General features: G+C 38.7%; 13 protein-coding genes. 11 read left to right on the top strand and 2 right to left on the bottom strand.

Translation table 11 applies throughout. The annotated features are described in order from the left end of the window. The first annotated feature begins 45 nt into the window (after positions 1-45). From KIP84_RS05630 to KIP84_RS05620, 3 genes are all read left to right on the top strand, one after another. The gene (locus tag KIP84_RS05630; protein ID WP_213689482.1) at positions 46-1164 is read left to right on the top strand and encodes an OmpW family outer membrane protein; all 1119 of its coding nucleotides are present in this window, start codon (positions 46-48) and stop codon (positions 1162-1164) included. A gap of 404 nt (positions 1165-1568) precedes the next feature. Continuing rightward, the gene (locus KIP84_RS05625; protein WP_057077184.1) at positions 1569-2915 is read left to right on the top strand and encodes an MFS transporter; all 1347 of its coding nucleotides are present in this window, start codon (positions 1569-1571) and stop codon (positions 2913-2915) included. Between the two features lie 170 nt (positions 2916-3085). Beyond that, positions 3086-4300, top strand: coding sequence for an MFS transporter (locus tag KIP84_RS05620; RefSeq protein ID WP_213689481.1), 1215 nt, complete (start codon positions 3086-3088; stop codon positions 4298-4300). Positions 4301-4543: 243 nt separating this feature from the next. Here the strand turns inward: KIP84_RS05620 and sthA are convergent, their stop codons facing one another. Next, complete coding sequence (sthA, locus tag KIP84_RS05615; RefSeq protein WP_002118117.1) at positions 4544-5956, bottom strand: Si-specific NAD(P)(+) transhydrogenase; 1413 nt, start codon at positions 5954-5956, stop codon at positions 4544-4546. Positions 5957-6152: 196 nt separating this feature from the next. Here sthA and lipA point away from each other — a divergent pair, with 196 nt between their 5' ends. The 3 genes from lipA (at position 6153) to KIP84_RS05600 (ending at position 10398) form a co-directional block, all read left to right on the top strand. Then, entirely contained in the window at positions 6153-7166 is a 1014-nt protein-coding gene (gene lipA / locus KIP84_RS05610; protein WP_002118167.1) for a lipoyl synthase, read from the top strand. A gap of 279 nt (positions 7167-7445) precedes the next feature. Then, positions 7446-9908, top strand: a complete 2463-nt coding sequence (locus KIP84_RS05605; RefSeq protein WP_213689480.1) for an acyl-CoA dehydrogenase — start codon at positions 7446-7448, stop codon at positions 9906-9908. A 106-nt stretch (positions 9909-10014) separates the two neighbouring features. Continuing rightward, positions 10015-10398, top strand: coding sequence for a carboxymuconolactone decarboxylase family protein (locus tag KIP84_RS05600; protein ID WP_000043120.1), 384 nt, complete (start codon positions 10015-10017; stop codon positions 10396-10398). 37 nt (positions 10399-10435) lie between these two features. Here KIP84_RS05600 and KIP84_RS05595 read toward each other — a convergent pair whose 3' ends face one another. After that, on the bottom strand, positions 10436-10972 hold the full coding sequence (locus KIP84_RS05595) for a cysteine peptidase family C39 domain-containing protein (RefSeq protein ID WP_069031304.1): 537 nt from the start codon (positions 10970-10972) through the stop codon (positions 10436-10438). Positions 10973-11193: 221 nt separating this feature from the next. Between KIP84_RS05595 and ahcY the strand changes: the two genes are divergently transcribed. From ahcY to KIP84_RS05570, 5 genes are all read left to right on the top strand, one after another. Then, on the top strand, positions 11194-12576 hold the full coding sequence (ahcY, locus tag KIP84_RS05590; RefSeq protein ID WP_032035703.1) for an adenosylhomocysteinase: 1383 nt from the start codon (positions 11194-11196) through the stop codon (positions 12574-12576). A gap of 70 nt (positions 12577-12646) precedes the next feature. After that, a complete protein-coding gene (gene metF, locus KIP84_RS05585; protein WP_017386552.1) occupies positions 12647-13483 on the top strand; it encodes a methylenetetrahydrofolate reductase [NAD(P)H] in 837 nt (278 codons plus the stop codon). A gap of 18 nt (positions 13484-13501) precedes the next feature. Next, a complete protein-coding gene (locus KIP84_RS05580) occupies positions 13502-14224 on the top strand; it encodes a 16S rRNA (uracil(1498)-N(3))-methyltransferase (RefSeq protein ID WP_014207254.1) in 723 nt (240 codons plus the stop codon). Between the two features lie 134 nt (positions 14225-14358). Continuing rightward, entirely contained in the window at positions 14359-17211 is a 2853-nt protein-coding gene (locus KIP84_RS05575; protein ID WP_213689479.1) for a GGDEF domain-containing phosphodiesterase, read from the top strand. 236 nt (positions 17212-17447) lie between these two features. Next, positions 17448-19718: an NADP-dependent malic enzyme gene (locus KIP84_RS05570; RefSeq protein ID WP_002118176.1), complete on the top strand. Its 2271-nt coding sequence runs from the start codon at positions 17448-17450 to the stop codon at positions 19716-19718. Positions 19719-19763 lie beyond the last annotated feature (45 nt).

The raw sequence follows: 19763 nt of genomic DNA, 5'->3' as shown, positions 1-19763 counted from the left end.
GCTCAATAAAAATCAGTAAACAAATGTCGGACATGGAGTCCTTTTATGATGAAAAAGTCATTATTTTGTATGACAGCTGCCTTTTTTGCTCTGCCAACAGTCACTTACGCCGCTTCACCATATTTTAGTTTTAAAGATGGCGATGGTTTCAAACGTTTTTCTGTCTCTGCTGGTTGGCTCCATGCCATGCCTCAAGGCTCAGGAAACCCTATCAATATCAATACTAGTGTTGCGGAAGGTACCACCTCTAAAGTTGGAGATGTATCTACAAAAGCCGTTTTAGATGCAATCGACCAAAGTAAAACTTCAGGAAAATTCTGGTATAGCACTATTAGCCTTCTTGATAAGTTTACAGACACTCTTCCCTCATCACTTGCAGGTACAGCAGAAGTTAATGGTCTTTCTCAATGGCAACAACAAGGTTCTGGCTTAGAAGCTGCTGATGTTGATACTGTTGGTCTTATGTTTAATTACAACTTTACGGACAATTTATCTTTAGAAATTAAAGGTGGTATTCCTCCTAAAGTAGATATTAATGGAAAAGGTAATATTTACGCTCCCCTTTCTGGAAAAGCGACTCCACTAAAAGATGGATCTTTAATAGGAGGAATCATAGGAGATGGAATTTCAGAGGCGGGTGGAGATATTCCTTTAAAACAAGACCTGCATATTACTGATCTTTCTCAAGGAGGCAAGGCTGCGACTGCTCGTGCATGGTTACCAGCCGTTGAACTACATTATCAATTTGGTAAATCAGGGGTAAATAAGTTCCGTCCTTATATCGGAGCTGGCGTGATGTATGCATACTTTAATGATTTAAAAATGAATCCCCGTATTGAGGCCGATTTAATTCAAGCGGGTCACATGATCCAGAATATCCATGATGGTAAGGCTGGTGCAGCATTAGATCGCAAAACATCATCAGCAAATCCTATCGTTAAACTAGAAGCGACCGATACTTTTGCCCCTATTGTAACTTTAGGTGCATCTTATGACTTCAATCCAAACTGGTTTGCTGTTGGTTCAGTTTCATATTCCAAAATGAATAGTGAAGCAAAAATCTATGTGACTGACCAAAATACAGGTAAAGAGTTAATTAAAGCGAATACCAAAATTGATATTGACCCCCTCATTACATATGTTGGTGTCGGTTACCGCTTCTAATTTTTGTGTCACCCAAAGCTATAAAAACTTATGCATGTTTTTATAGCTTTCTTTTTTCCACATTTTGCTTCTTTTTAAATCAAAATGCTAAAAAAATGAGCACTTTTATAAAGCCGATAGAAAAAATTTACCGCCTTCCTCTCTTATGACCATTTACTGATTTATTTCTGTTTTTTAATTAATTTTATTTTTAATAAACTAACTCAATAGAATTAGAAAGTAATTTTTCCTTTTTAGTAAAAATAATTTTTTGGCACAAGCTTTGCTTTATTCATAGCAAGATGAGTCAACGATGATTCAATGAATAAACCAAGACGGCCAACGATGTCCGCTCTGATCGGTCTGCAGATAGGCAATAAATTGCCATGCAAATTAAAATTTCGTTCAGTTCAGAGGGACGGCGTATGTCTTCAAATATCAATCTAGATGCAAAAAAAGCAACTGAAATAAAATTATTTAGCTTTTCTACTCCTGCAATGCGCGCTTTCCACATGACATGGCTCGCATTCTTTGTGTGCTTCTTCGCATGGTTTGCTTGCGCACCACTCATGCCGGTTATTAAAGGTGAGTTCGGCTTAACCAAAGATCAAATTGCCAATATCAATATTGCCGCCGTTGCAATTACGATTTTAGTACGACTCGTTGTCGGTCCGCTTTGCGATAAATATGGCCCGAGGATTACCTATACAGCCCTTCTCTTGCTTGGCAGTATTCCTGTATTTGGCGTTGCTGCTGCTAACAGTTATGAGTCTTTTTTATTCTTCCGCTTACTGATTGGTGCAATTGGCGCAAGCTTTGTTATTACGCAATATCATACAAGCGTTATGTTTGCACCTAATGTTGTAGGTACAGCAAATGCGGCAGCAGCTGGTTGGGGTAATGCTGGTGGCGGTGCAACCCAAGCTCTAATGCCTTTATTACTTGGTGCAATTGTCATGTTCGGTGTCGAACAAACTATGGGTTGGCGTGTTGCATTAATCGTACCAGGCGTAATGATGGTCATTGTTGGTATTCTTTATTGGAAACTCACCCAAGACTGTCCTCAAGGAAACTTCAAAGAAGTCCGCGCACAAGGTATTGAAGTTGGCAGTGGTAAAAAAGGTGGCATGGCAATTTTGATGCAAGCTGCTCGTAACTACCGTGTCTGGATTTTATTTGTGGCTTACGGTGCATGTTTCGGTATTGAAATTTTTATCCATAACGTTGCAGCAATGTACTATGTTGATCACTTCAAAATGGATTTAAAAACTGCTGGTTTAACCGCGGGGATATTTGGTCTTCTTGCACTCTTTGCTCGTGCACTTGGCGGTATTATTTCCGATAAAGTCGCACTCAAAAAAGGTTTAGATGGCCGCACTAAAGTACTAGTACTCATGATTTTAGGTGAAGGTTTATTCTTAATTCTTTTCTCTCAAATGAATGTGATAGCTCTTGCAATTATTTCTATGACGATTTTTGCCCTGTTTACTCACATGGCCTGTGGCGCGACATATGCTCTTGTACCCTTTATTGATCGTAATGCATTAGGTGGTGTTGCAGGCATTATTGGTGCAGGTGGTAATGTTGGTGCAGTTGCAGCTGGTTTCTTATTAAAAGGTGTACTCGATATTCAAACTTGTCTATTTATTTTAGGTGGGTTGGTTATAGTCGCTGGCTGTAGCGTAATTCTAATTCGCTTCACGACTGAACATAAAGAAAAAGAACAAGTACTTTTTGAACAAGCATTACTTGAACGTAATTCCGCAGCATAATTTCTACAAGAAGCAGAGATCAAAATGGTGTCTGCTTCTTTAATTTCCTTCTCATAAAATACGATCCTTAAGAACTTTTTAATTCTTCTTAAATATTCCCTCTAACTATATCGATATTTTTCGATATATCTTCTACAATAAATCATCATTATTATAATTTTCCATTAATCATGACTAAAACTGGCAACCAATTTTCTCAGTCCCTCATCTATATGCTGATTGGCAGTGCAATTATTCTAGCCCTTTCATTAGGTGTCCGTCATGGTTTCGGTCTCTACCTTGTACCCATGAGCCATGAATTTGGCTGGGGACAGCATGTTTTTAGTCTTGCGATAGCCATGCAAAACCTGATCTGGGGAGCTGTTCAGCCTTTTACCGGTGCAATTGCAGATAAATATGGCAGTAAAGTTGTGGTTGCTGTTGGTGGCTTACTTTATACCCTAGGCCTACTTTTAATGGCTTTTAGTTCGAGTGTAATCATTTTGAATTTAAGCTTAGGTCTTATTATTGGTTTAGCTTTATCAGCAACCTCTTTTACGGTTTTACTGAGTGCAGTAGGCCGAGCTGCCCCTCCAGAAAAAAGAAGTATGGCAATGGGTATTGCCAGTGCAGCAGGCTCTTTTGGTCAGTTTATTATGCTACCTTCCACCCTTCTCTTGCTTAAAACGGTAGGATGGTCGTTAGCTTTAATGGTGAGTGCGCTGTTAATTGCTCTTATTATTCCCCTAGCGTGGATGCTAAAAGGACCAAGCAATCAAACGCCAAAAGCAATTGCTGAACCACAGCTCACATTTAAACAAGTACTGAATATTGCTAGAAAACATAAGCCATTCTGGTGGTTAGCTTTAGGATTTTTAGTCTGCGGATTTCAGGTGGTCTTTTTAGGTGTTCATCTGCCGGGCTATTTAATTGATCATGGCTTTGATGCAGCTACAGGAACTGTATTTCTGGCACTAGTAGGACTATTTAATATTGTGGGAACTTATGGGGCGGGTTGGCTGGGAGATCGATTCTCAAAACCTAAATTATTAATGGCACTTTACGGTAGCCGTGGCATCGCAATCATCGCCTTTTTACTATTACCTCTAAGCACTTATACGGTATATGCTTTTGGCGTCATTATGGGACTTTTATGGCTCTCTACAGTTCCACTTACCAACGGCATCGTGGCAAATATGTTTGGTGTTAAATACCTTTCAATGTTAAGTGGTATTGTGTTTTTCACCCATCAAGTCGGTTCTTTCTTTGGCGGCTGGCTTGGCGGTGTTAACCATGACTTAACAGGTAATTACAATGCGATTTGGCTATGTTCAATAGCTTTGAGTATATTAGGGGTAATCGTACATTTCTTTGTAAATGAGGAGGCTGTTATTCATGACGCATAATGCCTTACTTTTGAAAACAATTATGACTTTGCTCGTGATTACCCTGCTAGCCTGTTCAATTATTTTATGGAAACAAACTCATGATTTGTTTGTATATTTCAATCAAGCATTTTGTGCCCACTAGATATATAGACAGCCAGACGCATACTGCAAATTGTCATAAAAATATAAAAAACCTATGGTCTAATGAAAATAAAAAAGCCCGCAAGTTTGCGGGCTTTTTTATGAAAAACTTATTTAAAATCAAAACAAACGATTCATACCATTAAGCGCAGCTACACGATATGCTTCAGCCATTGTTGGATAGTTAAATGTCGTTTCAACGAAATATTTCAAGGTATTATTTGGGCTGTGCATAACTGCTTGCCCAATGTGGATAATTTCGGCAGCGTTATTACCAAAACAGTGAATACCTAAAATTTCCATAGTGTCACGGTGGAAAAGAATTTTTAACTCACCCACTGTGTCACCAGTAATTTGTGCACGAGCCAAATGACGGAAAGAAGCCTGACCTACTTCATACGGAATTTTCTCTTCCGTTAATTCCTGTTCATTTTTACCAATTGATGAGATTTCTGGAATGGTATAGATACCTGTTGGGATATCACGTACTGGCTTCGCATCTTCACCACTCATGTTTGCGCCAGCACAGCGCCCTTGGTCATAAGCAGCAGAAGCAAGTGATGGCCAACCAATCACGTCACCAGCAGCATATATATTTTCAACTTCAGTTTGATATTGATCATTTACTGAAAGTTGACCACGGTTATTTGGTACTAAGCCAACATTTTCAAGACCTAAGCCTTCTGTGTTACCTGAACGGCCGTTACACCAAAGAATCGCATCGGCTTTAATCTTTTTACCACTTTGTAAGTGTAAAACAACATGGTCATCAAACGTTTCAAGATGATCCATCTGCTCATTGTGACGAATCAATACACCTTGTTCACGTAAATGATAAGACAAAGCATCAGCAATTTCATCATCTAGATAGCTTAATAGTTTTTGCTGAGTATTGATCAAGTCAACTTTATGATCTAGACCAATAAAGATTGAGGCATATTCACAGCCAATAACACCTGCGCCGTAAATAATGATTTTTTGAATTGAATAATCAAGATCAAGGATTTTGTCCGAATCGAATACGCGAGGATGATCAAAGTCTAAACCTTGCGGATGATAAGGACGACTACCTGTCGCAATCACGATTTGCTTACAGATAATTGTTTCTTTAATGCCTTCATGGCTAAAAACTAAAACTGTATTTTTATCTTGAATATATGCACGGCCGTGGAATACACCGATTTTATTGCGATCGTAAAAACGTGTATGCGTATCAACCTGTTGTTGAATCACTTTGTGTGCATTACGCAAAACCTGTTTCATGGTGAACTGTTTCCATTCACCTACTTTTTGAAACATTGGATCGCGCTGATAGCGAATAATACTAGAAACTGTTTGACGTAATGCTTTACTTGGAATGGTACCTACATGTGCACAGTTACCACCCAGTTGATCACGCACATCTACAATTGCAACACGCTTACCCGCTTTTGCAAGCTTCATTGCCGCGCCTTCACCTGCAGGTCCAGAACCGAGAACTACCGCATCGTATTTAACGAAATTCCCACTAACGACCTCTTTTTTACGTGGCATTGAAAGCTCCTTCCTCACTTGAATGACCATATTTTATAATAAATTATGGCTAATATGCGGTGAATTTATGTATTTCTCAACCCTATATTTCTGAATAACCACATTTATTATATGAATAGTTATTTTCCGCTATTAACTGCAGAAGTTCGCTATAATACAATGTCAATGTCTCTATAAACGAGTGGAAAAGTTAAATATGTCAGAACACCGTAAACCTGAACAGGGTGTAAAACTTCGTGGCGCAGAAAAAGTCGCAAGAATTCCTGTAAAAGTTGTACCTACGGTTGAAGTGCCGCGTAAACCTGACTGGATTCGTGTCAAGATGACGGCACCAGAAGAAGTTCAGCGTATTAAAACCACTTTACGTGCTCAAAAACTCCATACCGTTTGTGAAGAAGCTGCTTGTCCAAACCTACCAGAATGTTTTGGTGGTGGTACAGCAACATTCATGATCATGGGTGATATTTGTACACGTCGTTGCCCTTTCTGTGATGTAGCACATGGTCGTCCAAATGCACTCGATGCAGATGAACCTCGTCACATGGCAGAGACAATTGCTAATCTTAAGCTCAAATATGCGGTAATTACTTCGGTTGACCGTGATGACTTACTTGACGGCGGTGCACAACACTTTGTGGACTGTATCAAAGAAGCTCGTGCACTAAGCCCAAATACATTGCTTGAGATTTTAGTACCAGATTTCCGCGGACGTATGGATATTGCTTTACGTATTATGACTGAATGTCCGCCAGACGTATTTAACCACAACATTGAGACCGTGCCACGTCTATATAAAGCAATGCGTCCAGGTTCAGATTATCAACATTCTTTAAACTTATTAAAAATGTTTAAAGAATATTGCCCTGATATCCCAACAAAATGTGGTTTGATGGTGGGTATCGGTGAAACTGAAGAAGAAGTTATTGCATTGCTTGATGACTTGCGTGCTCACGATGTTGACTATGTGACTATTGGTCAATACTTACAACCTTCTAAACAACACGCGCCAATTGACCGCTTTGTAACACCAGAAGAGTTCGAACGTTATGCAGAACATGGCCGTAAACTTGGCTTTAGAAATATTTGGTCTGCACCAATGGTTCGTTCAAGTTACTTTGCTGATCGTCAATACCACGGTGAACCAGTACCGGAAGTTCGTCGCAAAGTAGATCCAGCTAAAAAAATCGCTGTTCAAGTTGTCGAAGCTTAAAAATTAAATATCTATAAAAGCCCTCTACTCCAGAGGGCTTTTTATTTGTATAAGAAAATCAATAACATTTCTTGACAAATCGATAAAACAACCCATTACACTTTCACTTAAAAATATCTTATACCTAAAAGTACGATATATCCCTGCTCTAGCATATACATCAATTGCGACATAAAAAATTAAATTTAAACAGCATTAAAAATTAGCTAGTTAAGCCTTAAATCTCTCCTCGTTTTTTTGTAACTTCTAACTTGAGGGCTTATCTAGCAAGGAGCAAGTATGATTTTCCTACTCTTTGTTTTAAGCGTTGTCATTCAGCTTTTTGTAATATGGGCAATTTTCTTTTTTAATCTAAACAGAACCATTGGTAGTGTTATTACGATTGCTGTAGCCATACTTACTGCACTCATACTAACGCCATGGGCTCTCCTTTTAGGTATTCCCCTTATTGTCCTTAGTATCATTATTTTATTTGCACCATTACGCTTTAATCTGATTACTCAACCTGCATATAAAACATTAGCAAACTCAATGCCGAGCATCAGTACGACTGAACAAGAGGCTTTAGAGGCAGGTACCAGTTGGTGGGAAAAAGAATTATTTATGGGGGCACCCGATTGGTCTCAATTTGAAAAATATCCCTACCCAACCTTGTCAGCAGAAGAACAAAGTTTTATCGACAATGAAGTTGAGCTCCTTTGTAGCATGTTAGATGAATGGGAGATTCATCATCACTTAAAAGATCTACCACCTGAAGTTTGGCAATTTATTAAAGACAAAGGTTTTTTAGGCCTCATTATTCCAAAGTCCTTTGGTGGCAAAGAATTTAGCTCATTTGCCCAAAGCCGTATTATGAGCAAAATTGCTTCGCGCTCACTCACCACAGCTGTAAGTTGTATGGTTCCAAACTCATTAGGACCGGGTGAGCTACTCATGCACTACGGTACAGATGCACAAAAACAGCAGTATTTACCAGGCCTTGCTAAAGGTGAAGAAATCCCATGCTTTGGTTTAACCAGTCCAGAGGCAGGTTCAGATGCAGGCGCGATTCCAGATTCAGGTGTTGTTTGCTACGGTGAATATGAAGGTGCTCAAGTTCTTGGGCTGCGCATGAATTTCTCTAAACGTTGGATTACGCTTGCACCAATTGCCACCGTTGTTGGCTTAGCATTTAAACTTTATGACCCAGAAGGCCTACTCGGAGATAAAAACAAAACAGAATACGGTATTACTTGTGCCTTAATTCCTGCAAGTCATGCGGGTGTGAAAATTGGAGCACGACATTATCCTGGTTCTCCATTTATGAATGGAACAGTAGAAGGAGAGGATGTTTTTATTCCTATTGACTGGATTATTGGTGGTCAAAAAAATGCCGGTAAAGGCTGGCGTATGCTCATGGAATGTTTAGGTGTGGGCCGTGGTATTTCCCTTCCAGCATTAGCCACAGCCGCAGGTGAAATGAGCTATTTAACCGTTGGTGCTTTTGCGAAAATTCGCCAACAATTTAATATTTCTGTCGGTAAATTTGAAGGCGTACAAGAAGCGACGAGTGAAATTGCCAGCGATGCCTATATGCTTGAAGCATTCCGTTATTTAGTGACATGTGGCCTAAACCAAGGTGGAACACCTGCCGTGATGACTGCTATGGCAAAATATTATGCAACTGAAACGATGCGTAAAGTTGTCAATCACGGAATGGATATTGCTGGCGGACGTGCAATTCAACTTGGGCCACGTAATTTCCTTGCACTTACCTATCAGGCAATTCCAATTGCTATTACGGTAGAAGGCGCAAATATTTTGACCCGTTCATTGATGATTTTTGGTCAAGGCTCAATGCGTTGTCATCCTTATCTATTTGAAGAGTTACAACTCCTTCAATCTGAAGATAAGAATAATTCAGTCAAAAAATTTGATGATTTGTTATTTAAACATTTAGCCTATACCTTTAACCGTGGTGCAAGATCATTTGCTTATGGTTGGACAGGTGGCTCAAGCGATGCGCCTCAGTCAGCAGATCAATTCACTGCAAGTTACTATAAAACGATTAATCGTTTTAGTGCCAACTTCGCACTTGTTTCAGATATGTCACTTGGCCTACTTGCAGGCGACTTAAAACGCAAAGAAATGTTATCAGGCCGCTTGGCAGATATTCACGCGCACCTCTTTATTTCTACTGCGATATTAAAATTTTATGAAGCTGGACAAAAAACTGAAGCTGAACAACTTCACGCTAAATTAGCGCTACAAAAAGCTTTCTTGAATATTCAGGAAGCATTTTGGGGATTATTTGAAAACTTCCCAGCCAAACTTCCAGCAGCATTTGTAAAATGGATTTGTTTCCCTTTTGGTCGTGTTATTTCAAAACCAGATGATGAGTTAAAACAACAAGTCGCTGAACTTATGATGCAAGAGCACCCTTTCAGAGAACAGCTTAAACATCACGTATTTTATTCAACCAAAGCCGATGATGTAACTGGTCGTTTAGAGCATGCTTTCCAAATTCTGCGAACGCTTGAACCGCTTTGGGATAAGTTTAAAAAAGCTGAATCTAAAGACAAGTTTACGGGTCTTACTTTTGAAGAAAATATTGCACAAGCGATAAAAGAAGGCTTTATTTCTGAAAGCGAAGCTCAACAATTATTGCAATACAACGCAATTCGATTCGACAGCATGCTTACCGATGTTTTTGATGAAGATTTAAATAAAGATCTTCCTTTGTCGAACCCTCATCAAATTTAGTGACCGATGCCTCCACTAATTCACTATTGCAATCACACTTGATTCACATTAATTAATAAACAGCCATAAAAGCGTCAATCGACGCTTTTATTTTTAGGAGAAATTAATGTCTAAGCAAGATTACGAAAATGGATTAAAAGTTCGCACAGAAGTGATGGGAGAAGCTTTTGTAAAGCGTGCCCAAGAAAATACCGTACCCTTTACCCAGCCTTTACAAGACTGGATTAATGAGCATGCATGGGGATCGACTTGGCAACGTGAAGGTGTGCTACCTCGTAAATATCGTTCATTAATTACTTTGGCAATGCTCACGGCACTAAAATCACCAACTGAACTCAAAGGCCATGTTCGTGGTGCACTCAACAATGGTTGTACAGTTGAAGAGATTCAAGAAACTTTATTGCACAGCCTGCCATATTGCGGCGCCCCTGCTACACAAGAAGCTTTTCGTGCTGCTTTAGAAGTAATTCAAGAATATCAACAAAAATAACTTCAATATGAGCCAGCACACTACTGGCTCTTTTTATCTAATTCAATTTGGATGAATGCATCTGAAACTTACAATCATCAATCACAATAGCCTGACGGCAAATCCCCTCTACTTGACGCTGCTTTTCAAAAACTGCCGCTGACATCGGTTCAAAACTATCAAAAAAGCAGATTTCATTTTGATCTATAGAATAAATGAGCGACTGATTTCCAACACCTGCTAAAGTATCGTAATAGACAATCACCATTTTTCCATTTTCAATTGCAGCTTGAATATCTTGATAGCTTAGTGCTGGTCCAGTTGGAATTTTTAATACCTTTGCTTCTTTATAGCTCATTCGTTCGCTTTGGCTAATGCTAGGATCCTCATCTGAATGAAATGACACCTCAAATCCTAGTTTCTTTAAAGCGACAGCTAAGGCAATAGTATAGGTGCCTCCTTCATCGTGTCGGCAAACATTAATCAGCTCAACCACATCAATTTGTACTCCATGATGCTGAAGCAACATCCAAACTGCAAAAACGCCACAGTTTGACTCTAGGCTTGCCAACGACTCGGGAATATTTAATGCCATAATTAGAATCTAAAGTGATAATTACGCAGATAATAAACAAAACTGGATTGGCACTAAAAGCTTTTCCAAGTACAATGTTTCGCTAGTCGAGGGATGCTGCGACAATTGATCGGCACTAAAGATCAATTTGCCAGGCTCGACGATCGGTTAAACACTCGTTTTAACCAACAACGGCATCCGCGAACAGAATGATCAATACTATTTTTTCCTAGGAGATCCTGATGAACGCGGTTAATGCTTCATTTACAGATTACAAAGTTGCTGACATCTCTCTTGCTGATTACGGTCGTAAAGAAATCAAACTTGCTGAAGCAGAAATGCCAGCTTTGATCGGCTTACGTAAACGCTATGCAGCTTCTAAACCACTTGCTGGCGCAAAAATTCTTGGTTGTATTCATATGACCATTCAAACAGCTGTTCTTATTGAAACGCTTGTTGAATTAGGTGCTGAAGTACGCTGGACATCATGTAACATTTTCTCAACTCAAGACCACGCTGCTGCTGCAATTGCTGCTCGCGGTATTCCAGTGTTTGCTTGGAAAGGTGAAACTGAAGAAGAATATGTATGGTGTTTAGAGCAACAGATCAATGTAAATGGTCAACCTTGGGATGCCAACATGATCTTGGACGATGGCGGTGATTTAACTGCTCTTGTTCATGAAAAATATCCTGCGCTTTTAGAACGTATTCACGGTATTACCGAAGAAACGACTACAGGTGTTCAACGTCTTATCGAAATGTGGAAAGACGGTTCTTTAAAAGTTCCTGCAATTAACGTAAATGACTCGGTTACTAAATCTAAAAACGACAACAAATATGGTTGCCGTCACTCATTAAATGACGCAATCAAACGTGCAACTGACATGCTTTTGTCTGGCCGTCGCGCACTTGTAGTGGGTTATGGTGACGTAGGTAAAGGTTCTGCTCAATCTTTACGTCAAGAAGGCATGATCGTTCGTGTAACTGAAGTTGACCCGATTTGTGCAATGCAAGCATGTATGGATGGCTATGAAGTTGTATCTCCATACAAAAACGGCGTACAAACAGGTAAAAAAGAAGATATTAACCAAGATCTTCTTGGCAACACTGACCTCGTTGTAACAACAACTGGTAACTACCACGTGTGCGATGCAGCAATGTTAGACAGCTTAAAAGCTGGTGCAGTTGTATGTAACATCGGTCACTTCGACACAGAAATCGATACAGCTTATTTACGTGGTTACAAGTGGGTTGAAGTTAAGCCACAAGTTCACCAAGTTTATCGTTCAGAAGATGAAAATAACTACCTTATCCTTCTTTCTGAAGGTCGCCTTGTAAACCTAGGTAATGCAACTGGTCACCCATCACGTGTAATGGACGGTTCTTTTGCTAACCAAGTTTTAGGTCAAATTCACTTATTCCAAGAGAAATTTGCTGACCTTCCTGCAAGTGAAAAAGCTGAAAAAATTCGTGTAGAAGTTCTTCCTAAGAAACTTGATGAAGAAGTTGCTGCTGCAATGGTTGCAGGTTTCGGTGGTGTACTTACCCAGTTAACTCAAGAGCAAGCTGATTATTTAGGCGTAGCTGTTGAGGGCCCATTCAAGTCTGACGCTTACAAATACTAAGAACTTAAGGGCAGACGGTGAACCGACTGCCCTTTTTTCTAAAATGTTTCGCTGTTTACAAGGATTTGACATGACTAAACGTACACCTATTTCTTTTGAGTTTTTTCCACCAAAAACTGATGCTGGTGCTGAAAAACTTCGTATTGTTCACCAAGAATTACAACTTCTGAACCCTGAGTTTTTCTCAATTACTTATGGGGCTGGTGGTTCTACTCGCGAACGTACTCTGGCTGCTATTGATGATTTCAATGGTAAAGGTACACCAGTTGCACCTCACCTTTCTTGTATTGGTGATGATAAAGCTCGTATTGCTGAGTTACTGGATTTATATAAAGCTCAAGGTATTAACCGTATTGTTGCTTTACGCGGTGATTTACCTTCTGGTCAGGTTGGACTTGGGGAACTTCCTTACGCACAGGATTTAGTACGTTTTATTCGTGAGCACTCAGGTGACCATTTTCATATTGAAGTTGCAGCTTATCCAGAAATGCATCCTCAAGCTGAAAATCTTGATTCAGATATTCAACGTTTTATTGAAAAAGTACAAGCTGGTGCCAATGCAGGAATTACTCAATTCTTCTTTAATCCAGATTCGTACTTTTATTTTATAGAGCGTTTAGAGCAAGCTGGAATTAACATTCCGGTGGCTCCAGGAATCATGCCTATTACCAATGCAAGCAACTTAATTCGCTTTGCAGACGGTACGGGTGCTGAAATTCCTCGCTGGATCCGTAAGCAATTACAAGCCTATGGTGATGACAGTGAAAGTATTAAAGCTTTCGGTCATGAAGTTGTTGTTAAGTTATGCGAACGCCTTATTGCAGGCGGCGCACCAAGCTTACACTTCTATTCAATGAATCAAGTCGAACCAACTCGTCAACTTGTTGTTGATCTTGGTTTAAATTAATTTTGTAAGGCGTACCCAATGAACCGTTTTTTTATCGAAACTGAACTTACAGTTGGCTCAACAATTCAACTGACAGAATCAGTATTCCATCATTGGGTGCGCGTTTTACGTGCACAACTACAAGAACAAGCGACTCTATTTAATGGACAAGGTGGTGAATATCTCGCGACTTTGTCCGAAATTAATAAAAAAAATGCGTTTGTCACCATTGAGAATTTTAACCCTGCAAACCGTGATGCCCCTTTTAAAGCTGTTTTAGGTCAAGTCATGAGTAAAGGCGATCGAATGGATTATGCCATTCAGAAAGCCACTGAATTGGGTGTAAGTCAGATTCAATTGCTAACAAGTGAGCGTTGTGAAATGCGCTTAAAATACGACCGCGATCAAAAAAAATTAGATCATTGGCAAGCTGTTGCAATTGCAGCATGTGAACAATGTGGCTTGAACTTGGTTCCAGAAGTATTAGCGCCTATTTCTCTTCATGAATGGTTAAGTTCTTCTGAGCTTCCTCAATCTAAATTTGTTTTAGCGCCAGAAAAAGAACAAAAAGATGTATTGGCGGGAATACAGCCTGAACTTGCCTTATTGATTGGCCCAGAAGGTGGACTAAGTGAAAATGAAATTACCCAAGCCAATCAAGCTGGATTTATGAACTGGTGCATTGGTGACCGAGTTTTGCGTACAGAAACTGCCCCTGTTGTTGCCTTGTCTATTTTAAATTATCGATTTTTATCCACCTAAGTTCTCTGCACATTGATTAAATCATTATTTAAAGTTAACTTACTTTTATTGTATGAATAAAATTTCAAATTCTTTTTCACTGATAAATCAGATTCTTTCTGTATATATGTAAAAAAATAGGATAGAAAAATCTTATGTCTGGGCTTCAGGAAGAATATCTACAGCATCAAACAAAAATTGAACAGCTGAAACTTTCCACTCAATATATCCGCTGGTATTTAATTAGCCTAATATTACTGTGCCTTATTTCATATGGTATTTTTTCTTATTATTTTTCATCTGCAATAACAATATTTAGCTGGTCTATTGGCCTTACCGTCGTCGCTCTTGTCTACTTATTATTTATTCCAAATATTTTAACTCACTATCGGACGATTGATTTTACCAAAAAAGCTGATCGTGTCTTACAAAGTATTTGTTTATTCTCAGGAATTTTAATTGGAATAAATGTCACAATTATTCATTTTTATCTACCTCCTGACTTAATTGCACTACCAGATGCTCATATTTTAATTGCTTTATTTATTACTTCGGCTCATATCATTGGCCTTACTTTTTTAACACAGCAACCCCGATATTTTTATCTCTTATTTATTCCTAGTACCCTCCCTCTATTAATTGCTCAATTCACACATAATCCCATAACTCAGCTACCTTTTTATTTCGCCTATAACCTCACCTTTGTAGCAACTGTGCTTTGTGCATATGCAACTCAACGCAATTACCAAAAGATCTCTCAATTATTATTAAAAAACAAACAGCTTGTTCAAATTTCAGACCAGCATACCCAATGGGCTGAAGAATTATGTGTACAACTCCAACAAGAAGTGAATAAGTCCAAAGATATTGAAGCCCAGCTTCAATTTAATAATCATTTGCTTGAGCAAAAAGTACGAGAACGTACCTATGATCTCACCAAAATGAATGAGCAACTCGAAAGCCATCACTATAATTTAGCTTTTGCACATGAAACTGCGGGTATTCGACCTTGGGATTGGGATATTGAAAGTCAAAGATTAGAAATTACGTTTTTCGATCAACAAAAACAAACTCAAACCGCCATTATTCATCTCAATACCATATTAGAGCGTATACACCCAAGCGATAAAAAACTTTTTGATGAACGTTTAAAACAACATTTGGAAGGCGTTACAGATCATTTTAATATCACCTTTCGAATTTTACGTCGAGATGGTTCTTGGAGATGGATTCATGATGTAGGCCGTGTCATCACCAGAGATCCAAAGACACAAAAAGCGCTTCGTATGGTGGGAATGACCCGTGATATACATCAAGAGAAAAAGGATCAAGAACATCTAAGACTATCTGCAATTGTGCTCGAGCAAGCTGCGGAAGGAATATTTATTTTAGATGAGCACTTAAACTATATTGATGTAAATCCCTACTATGAAAAATTAACAGGATTTTCTAAATCAGAACTTGTTAATAAAGAATTGTTTAGCATAACAATCAATCAAAAAGAACTACAACAACAGTTTCATACATCAATAACGCAACAACTTCTGGAGACAGGAGAATATATGGGCCAGTTTGATGAAAAGTTTAGTTCTGGCAAAAGCGTATATTTATGGTTGCATATCAATGTGGTCAAAGATGAATTCAATCAAATTACCAATTATATTGGATTTGCACGTGACCTCACTGAGCAAAAGCGCCAAGAGCAACATCTATCTTACTTAAAAAACTACGATAGCCTCACCCACTTGCCTAACCGCCTTTACTACTACAATCAATTACACCAATATATTGTAAACCCTTCATATAACATTAAAAATTTAGCTTTAATACGAGTGAATATTGACCGCTTCCGAGCTTTCAATGAGTTTTTAAATAATGATAGTGGTGATGAATTACTTAAACAGTTCGCACAAAGATTACGCTTAATCAATATCAATGCGATTTTAGTCGCCTATTTAAATAGTGATGATTTCGCAATCATTTATGAGATTTCGCCAATTCATCCAAATGTTGAGCAATATTGCCAAAACATTTTACAAGCACTGAATGCACCTTTTTACATTGATAATCACGAATATTTTATTACCGCATCTATCGGTGTTGCATGTTTTCCTGAACATGGCAGACAAATTGATCATCTCAACAATCATGCAGAGCAAGCGCTTTCCGAGGCAAAACGTTTAGGTGGTAATACAATTTGCTATTACTGCAATAAAACAAATCACTCATATAAAACTGCCGATTTAGAGCAAGAATTACGTAAAGCCATTCAAAATGATGAATTTGTCGTTTATTACCAACCCAAAATTAATCTACACGATCAATCTATTATCGGTTTTGAAGCACTCATTCGTTGGCAACATCCTGAAAAAGGATTAATCCTGCCAAATATGTTCATACCATTTGCTGAACGTAGTAGCCTGATTTCAGATATTGGGAAAGTTGTTTTAGATAAAGTTGGAAAGCAACTCCAAGAGTGGAAGAATGCCGGTTATATCAATATTCAAGTCTCTGTAAATATCGTCGCTCAACAAATACACCGAGGCTTATTACTCAATGACTTAGATGAGGTTTTGCAAAAATATAATATTCAAGGTTCAGATCTCGAACTTGAAATTACAGAGTCAGCCCTTTTAGACAATACTGCCAATGTAAAAACACTATTACACGCCATAAAACAACGAGATATCTCCATTGCCTTAGATGACTTTGGTACGGGTTATTCATCTTTAGCCTATCTGACAGAGTACCCAATTGATGTATTAAAAATTGATCGTGCTTTCATTTCGAAAATTGGTGATCACAAACAAGAAGCAATTGTAAATGCAATGATCGCGATGGGTAAAAGTATGGGACTTAAACTGGTTGCTGAGGGTGTAGAAACAAAAGAACAAGTCACCTATCTACAAAAACAGCAATGTGATTTTTTACAAGGCTATTTCTTTAGTCGGCCTATTCCTGCCGAACAGATTATTCCTTATCTACAAACAAATCCGCATATTTCTTAATTGTTCCAATCATCTATTTTACCTATGCTGCTTTTTCCAAAAATGAGCGTTTTTGACTGTGAGAAATAAAGAAGTAGTGTTATATTCTTTAGCATTTAGCTCACCACGGGGCTATTGGCAATTCGTCTACTATTCTCTTAATTGGTAAAAATTAAAGCGTAGTTAAAGAAGTGAGTTGCCTCTCCCTAAATGAGCAATTTGACTAGTTTGCTTTTTTGTATCAAATAGAGACTCAGATGGACGATCAATCTTTAAAACAGGCCGCTTTAAATTACCATGAATATCCAAACCCAGGGAAAATCAGCGTCACCCCAAGTAAGCAACTTGTCAACCAACGAGATTTGGCTCTAGCCTACTCACCAGGAGTTGCTGCGCCATGTTTAGAGATTGAACGTGATCCATCTGCTGCTGCTAAATATACAGCTCGCGGAAACTTGGTTGCCGTAGTCAGTAACGGTACAGCTGTTCTTGGTTTAGGTAATATTGGACCATTAGCGTCTAAACCTGTAATGGAAGGTAAAGGCGTACTCTTCAAAAAGTTTGCTGGTGTTGACGTATTTGACATCGAAATTGCAGAAAACGATCCAGATAAAATTGTAGATATTGTTGCCTCTCTTGAGCCAACTTTCGGTGGTATCAACCTCGAAGATATTAAAGCGCCAGAATGTTTCTATATCGAAAAGAAACTTCGCGAACGCATGAAAATTCCTGTATTCCATGACGATCAACACGGTACAAGTATCATTGTAGGTTCAGCTTTGCTTAATGCATTGCAACTTGTAAATAAGAAAATTGATGAAATCAAAATTGTAGCTTCAGGCGCAGGCGCTGCTGCCCTTTCTTGTTTAGATTTACTTTGTGCTTTAGGCGTAAATAAAGAAAATATTATTGTTGCCGATTCTCGCGGTCTACTCACTACTTCACGTGAAGGCTTGGATGAATCGAAAAAACGTTATGTTCAAGACATTAAAGCAACTCAGTTACATGAAGTAATGGCTGGTGCTGATATGTTCTTGGGTCTTTCTGCTGCTGGTATTCTCACCAAAGAAATGGTGAAACAGATGGCTGAGAACCCTATTATTTTTGCTTTAGCAAACCCAGATCCAGAAATTTTACCTGAACATGCACATGAAGTACGTCCTGATGTAATCATGGCAACTGGTCGTTCTGACTATCCAAACCAAGTAAACAACGCATTATGTTTCCCTTACATTTTCCGTGGTGCGCTTGACGTTGGTGCAACAACAATTAATGAAGACATGAAAATTGCATGTGTACATGCAATTGCACGTATGGCACACGTAGAAGCAGATGCAGCTACTTATGGTGAGAAATCTGCTTCATTTGGTCGTGACTATTTAATTCCACGTCCACTTGATCAACGTTTAATTTTAGAAATTGCCCCTGCTGTTGCTAAAGCTGCAATGGATTCAGGTGTTGCAACTCGCCCAATCGAAGATTTCTCTGCATACCGCCAAAAATTATCTGAGTTTGTTTATAACTCTGCATTCTTGATGAAACCGATTTTTGCTCAAGCAAAAACTGATCCTAAACGCATCGCATATGCTGAAGGTGAAGATGAGCGCGTATTACGTGCAGTGCAAATCGCAGTTGATGAAGATTTAGCTAAACCAATTTTAGTAGGTCGTACTGCTGTAATTGAAGCTAATATCAAAAAATTAGGCTTACGTTTACAACATGGCGTAAACATTGAGATTGTAGATCAAGAACAAAACCCAATGTATGAAGAGTTTTGGAAAGATTACTATCAAACAATGCAACGTAAAGGCATTACTGTTGAATATGCTCAACGTGAAGCTCGTCGCCGTTCAACTTTAATTGCATCTTTACTAGTTAAATTCGGTAAAGCAGACGGTATGTTATGTGGTACTTATAGTAGCTATAACATTCACCTTGACTTTGTACGCAATGTCATCGGTCTAAAAGAAGGTATGAACAACTTCTTCACGCTAAATGCATTGATGCTTGAAGATCGTAACTTGTTTATTGCTGATACGTACGTAAATACAAACCCGACTGCTGAACAACTTGCTGAAATGACTATTTTAGCAGCTGAAGAAGTACGTCGTTTTGGTATTACTCCACGTGTAGCCCTACTTTCTCATTCAAGTTTTGGTAGTGACCAGACTGACTCAAGTGCTCAAAAAATGCGTGAAGTTTATCGTATTTTATCTGAGCAAGCTCCTGAGCTTGAAGTTGAGGGTGAAATGCATGGTGATGCAGCATTAGACGAAAACATTCGTCAATTTGCATTCCCTGGCTCACGTTTCAAAGGTTCTGCAAACTTGCTCATTATGCCAAACTTAGATGCAGCAAATATTTCATTTAACTTGTTGAAAGCGACTTCTGGTAACAACGTTACTATTGGTCCAATTTTACTTGGGGCAGCAAAACCTGTTCATATTTTAACACCGACAGCAACAACTCGTCGTCTTATCAATATGACTGCTTTAACTGTTGCTGAAATCCAACAACAAGAAAAGTAATTTAGAAACTGCTTTTTACGAAAAGCATCTCTAATGACTTGAGAA

This window comes from Acinetobacter sp. BHS4 (assembly GCF_018454425.1).
In the GTDB taxonomy this organism is placed as follows: domain Bacteria; phylum Pseudomonadota; class Gammaproteobacteria; order Pseudomonadales; family Moraxellaceae; genus Acinetobacter; species Acinetobacter pittii.
The sequence above is the reverse complement of the archived record's forward strand: the minus strand, read 5'-3'. Positions and strand labels throughout refer to the sequence as shown.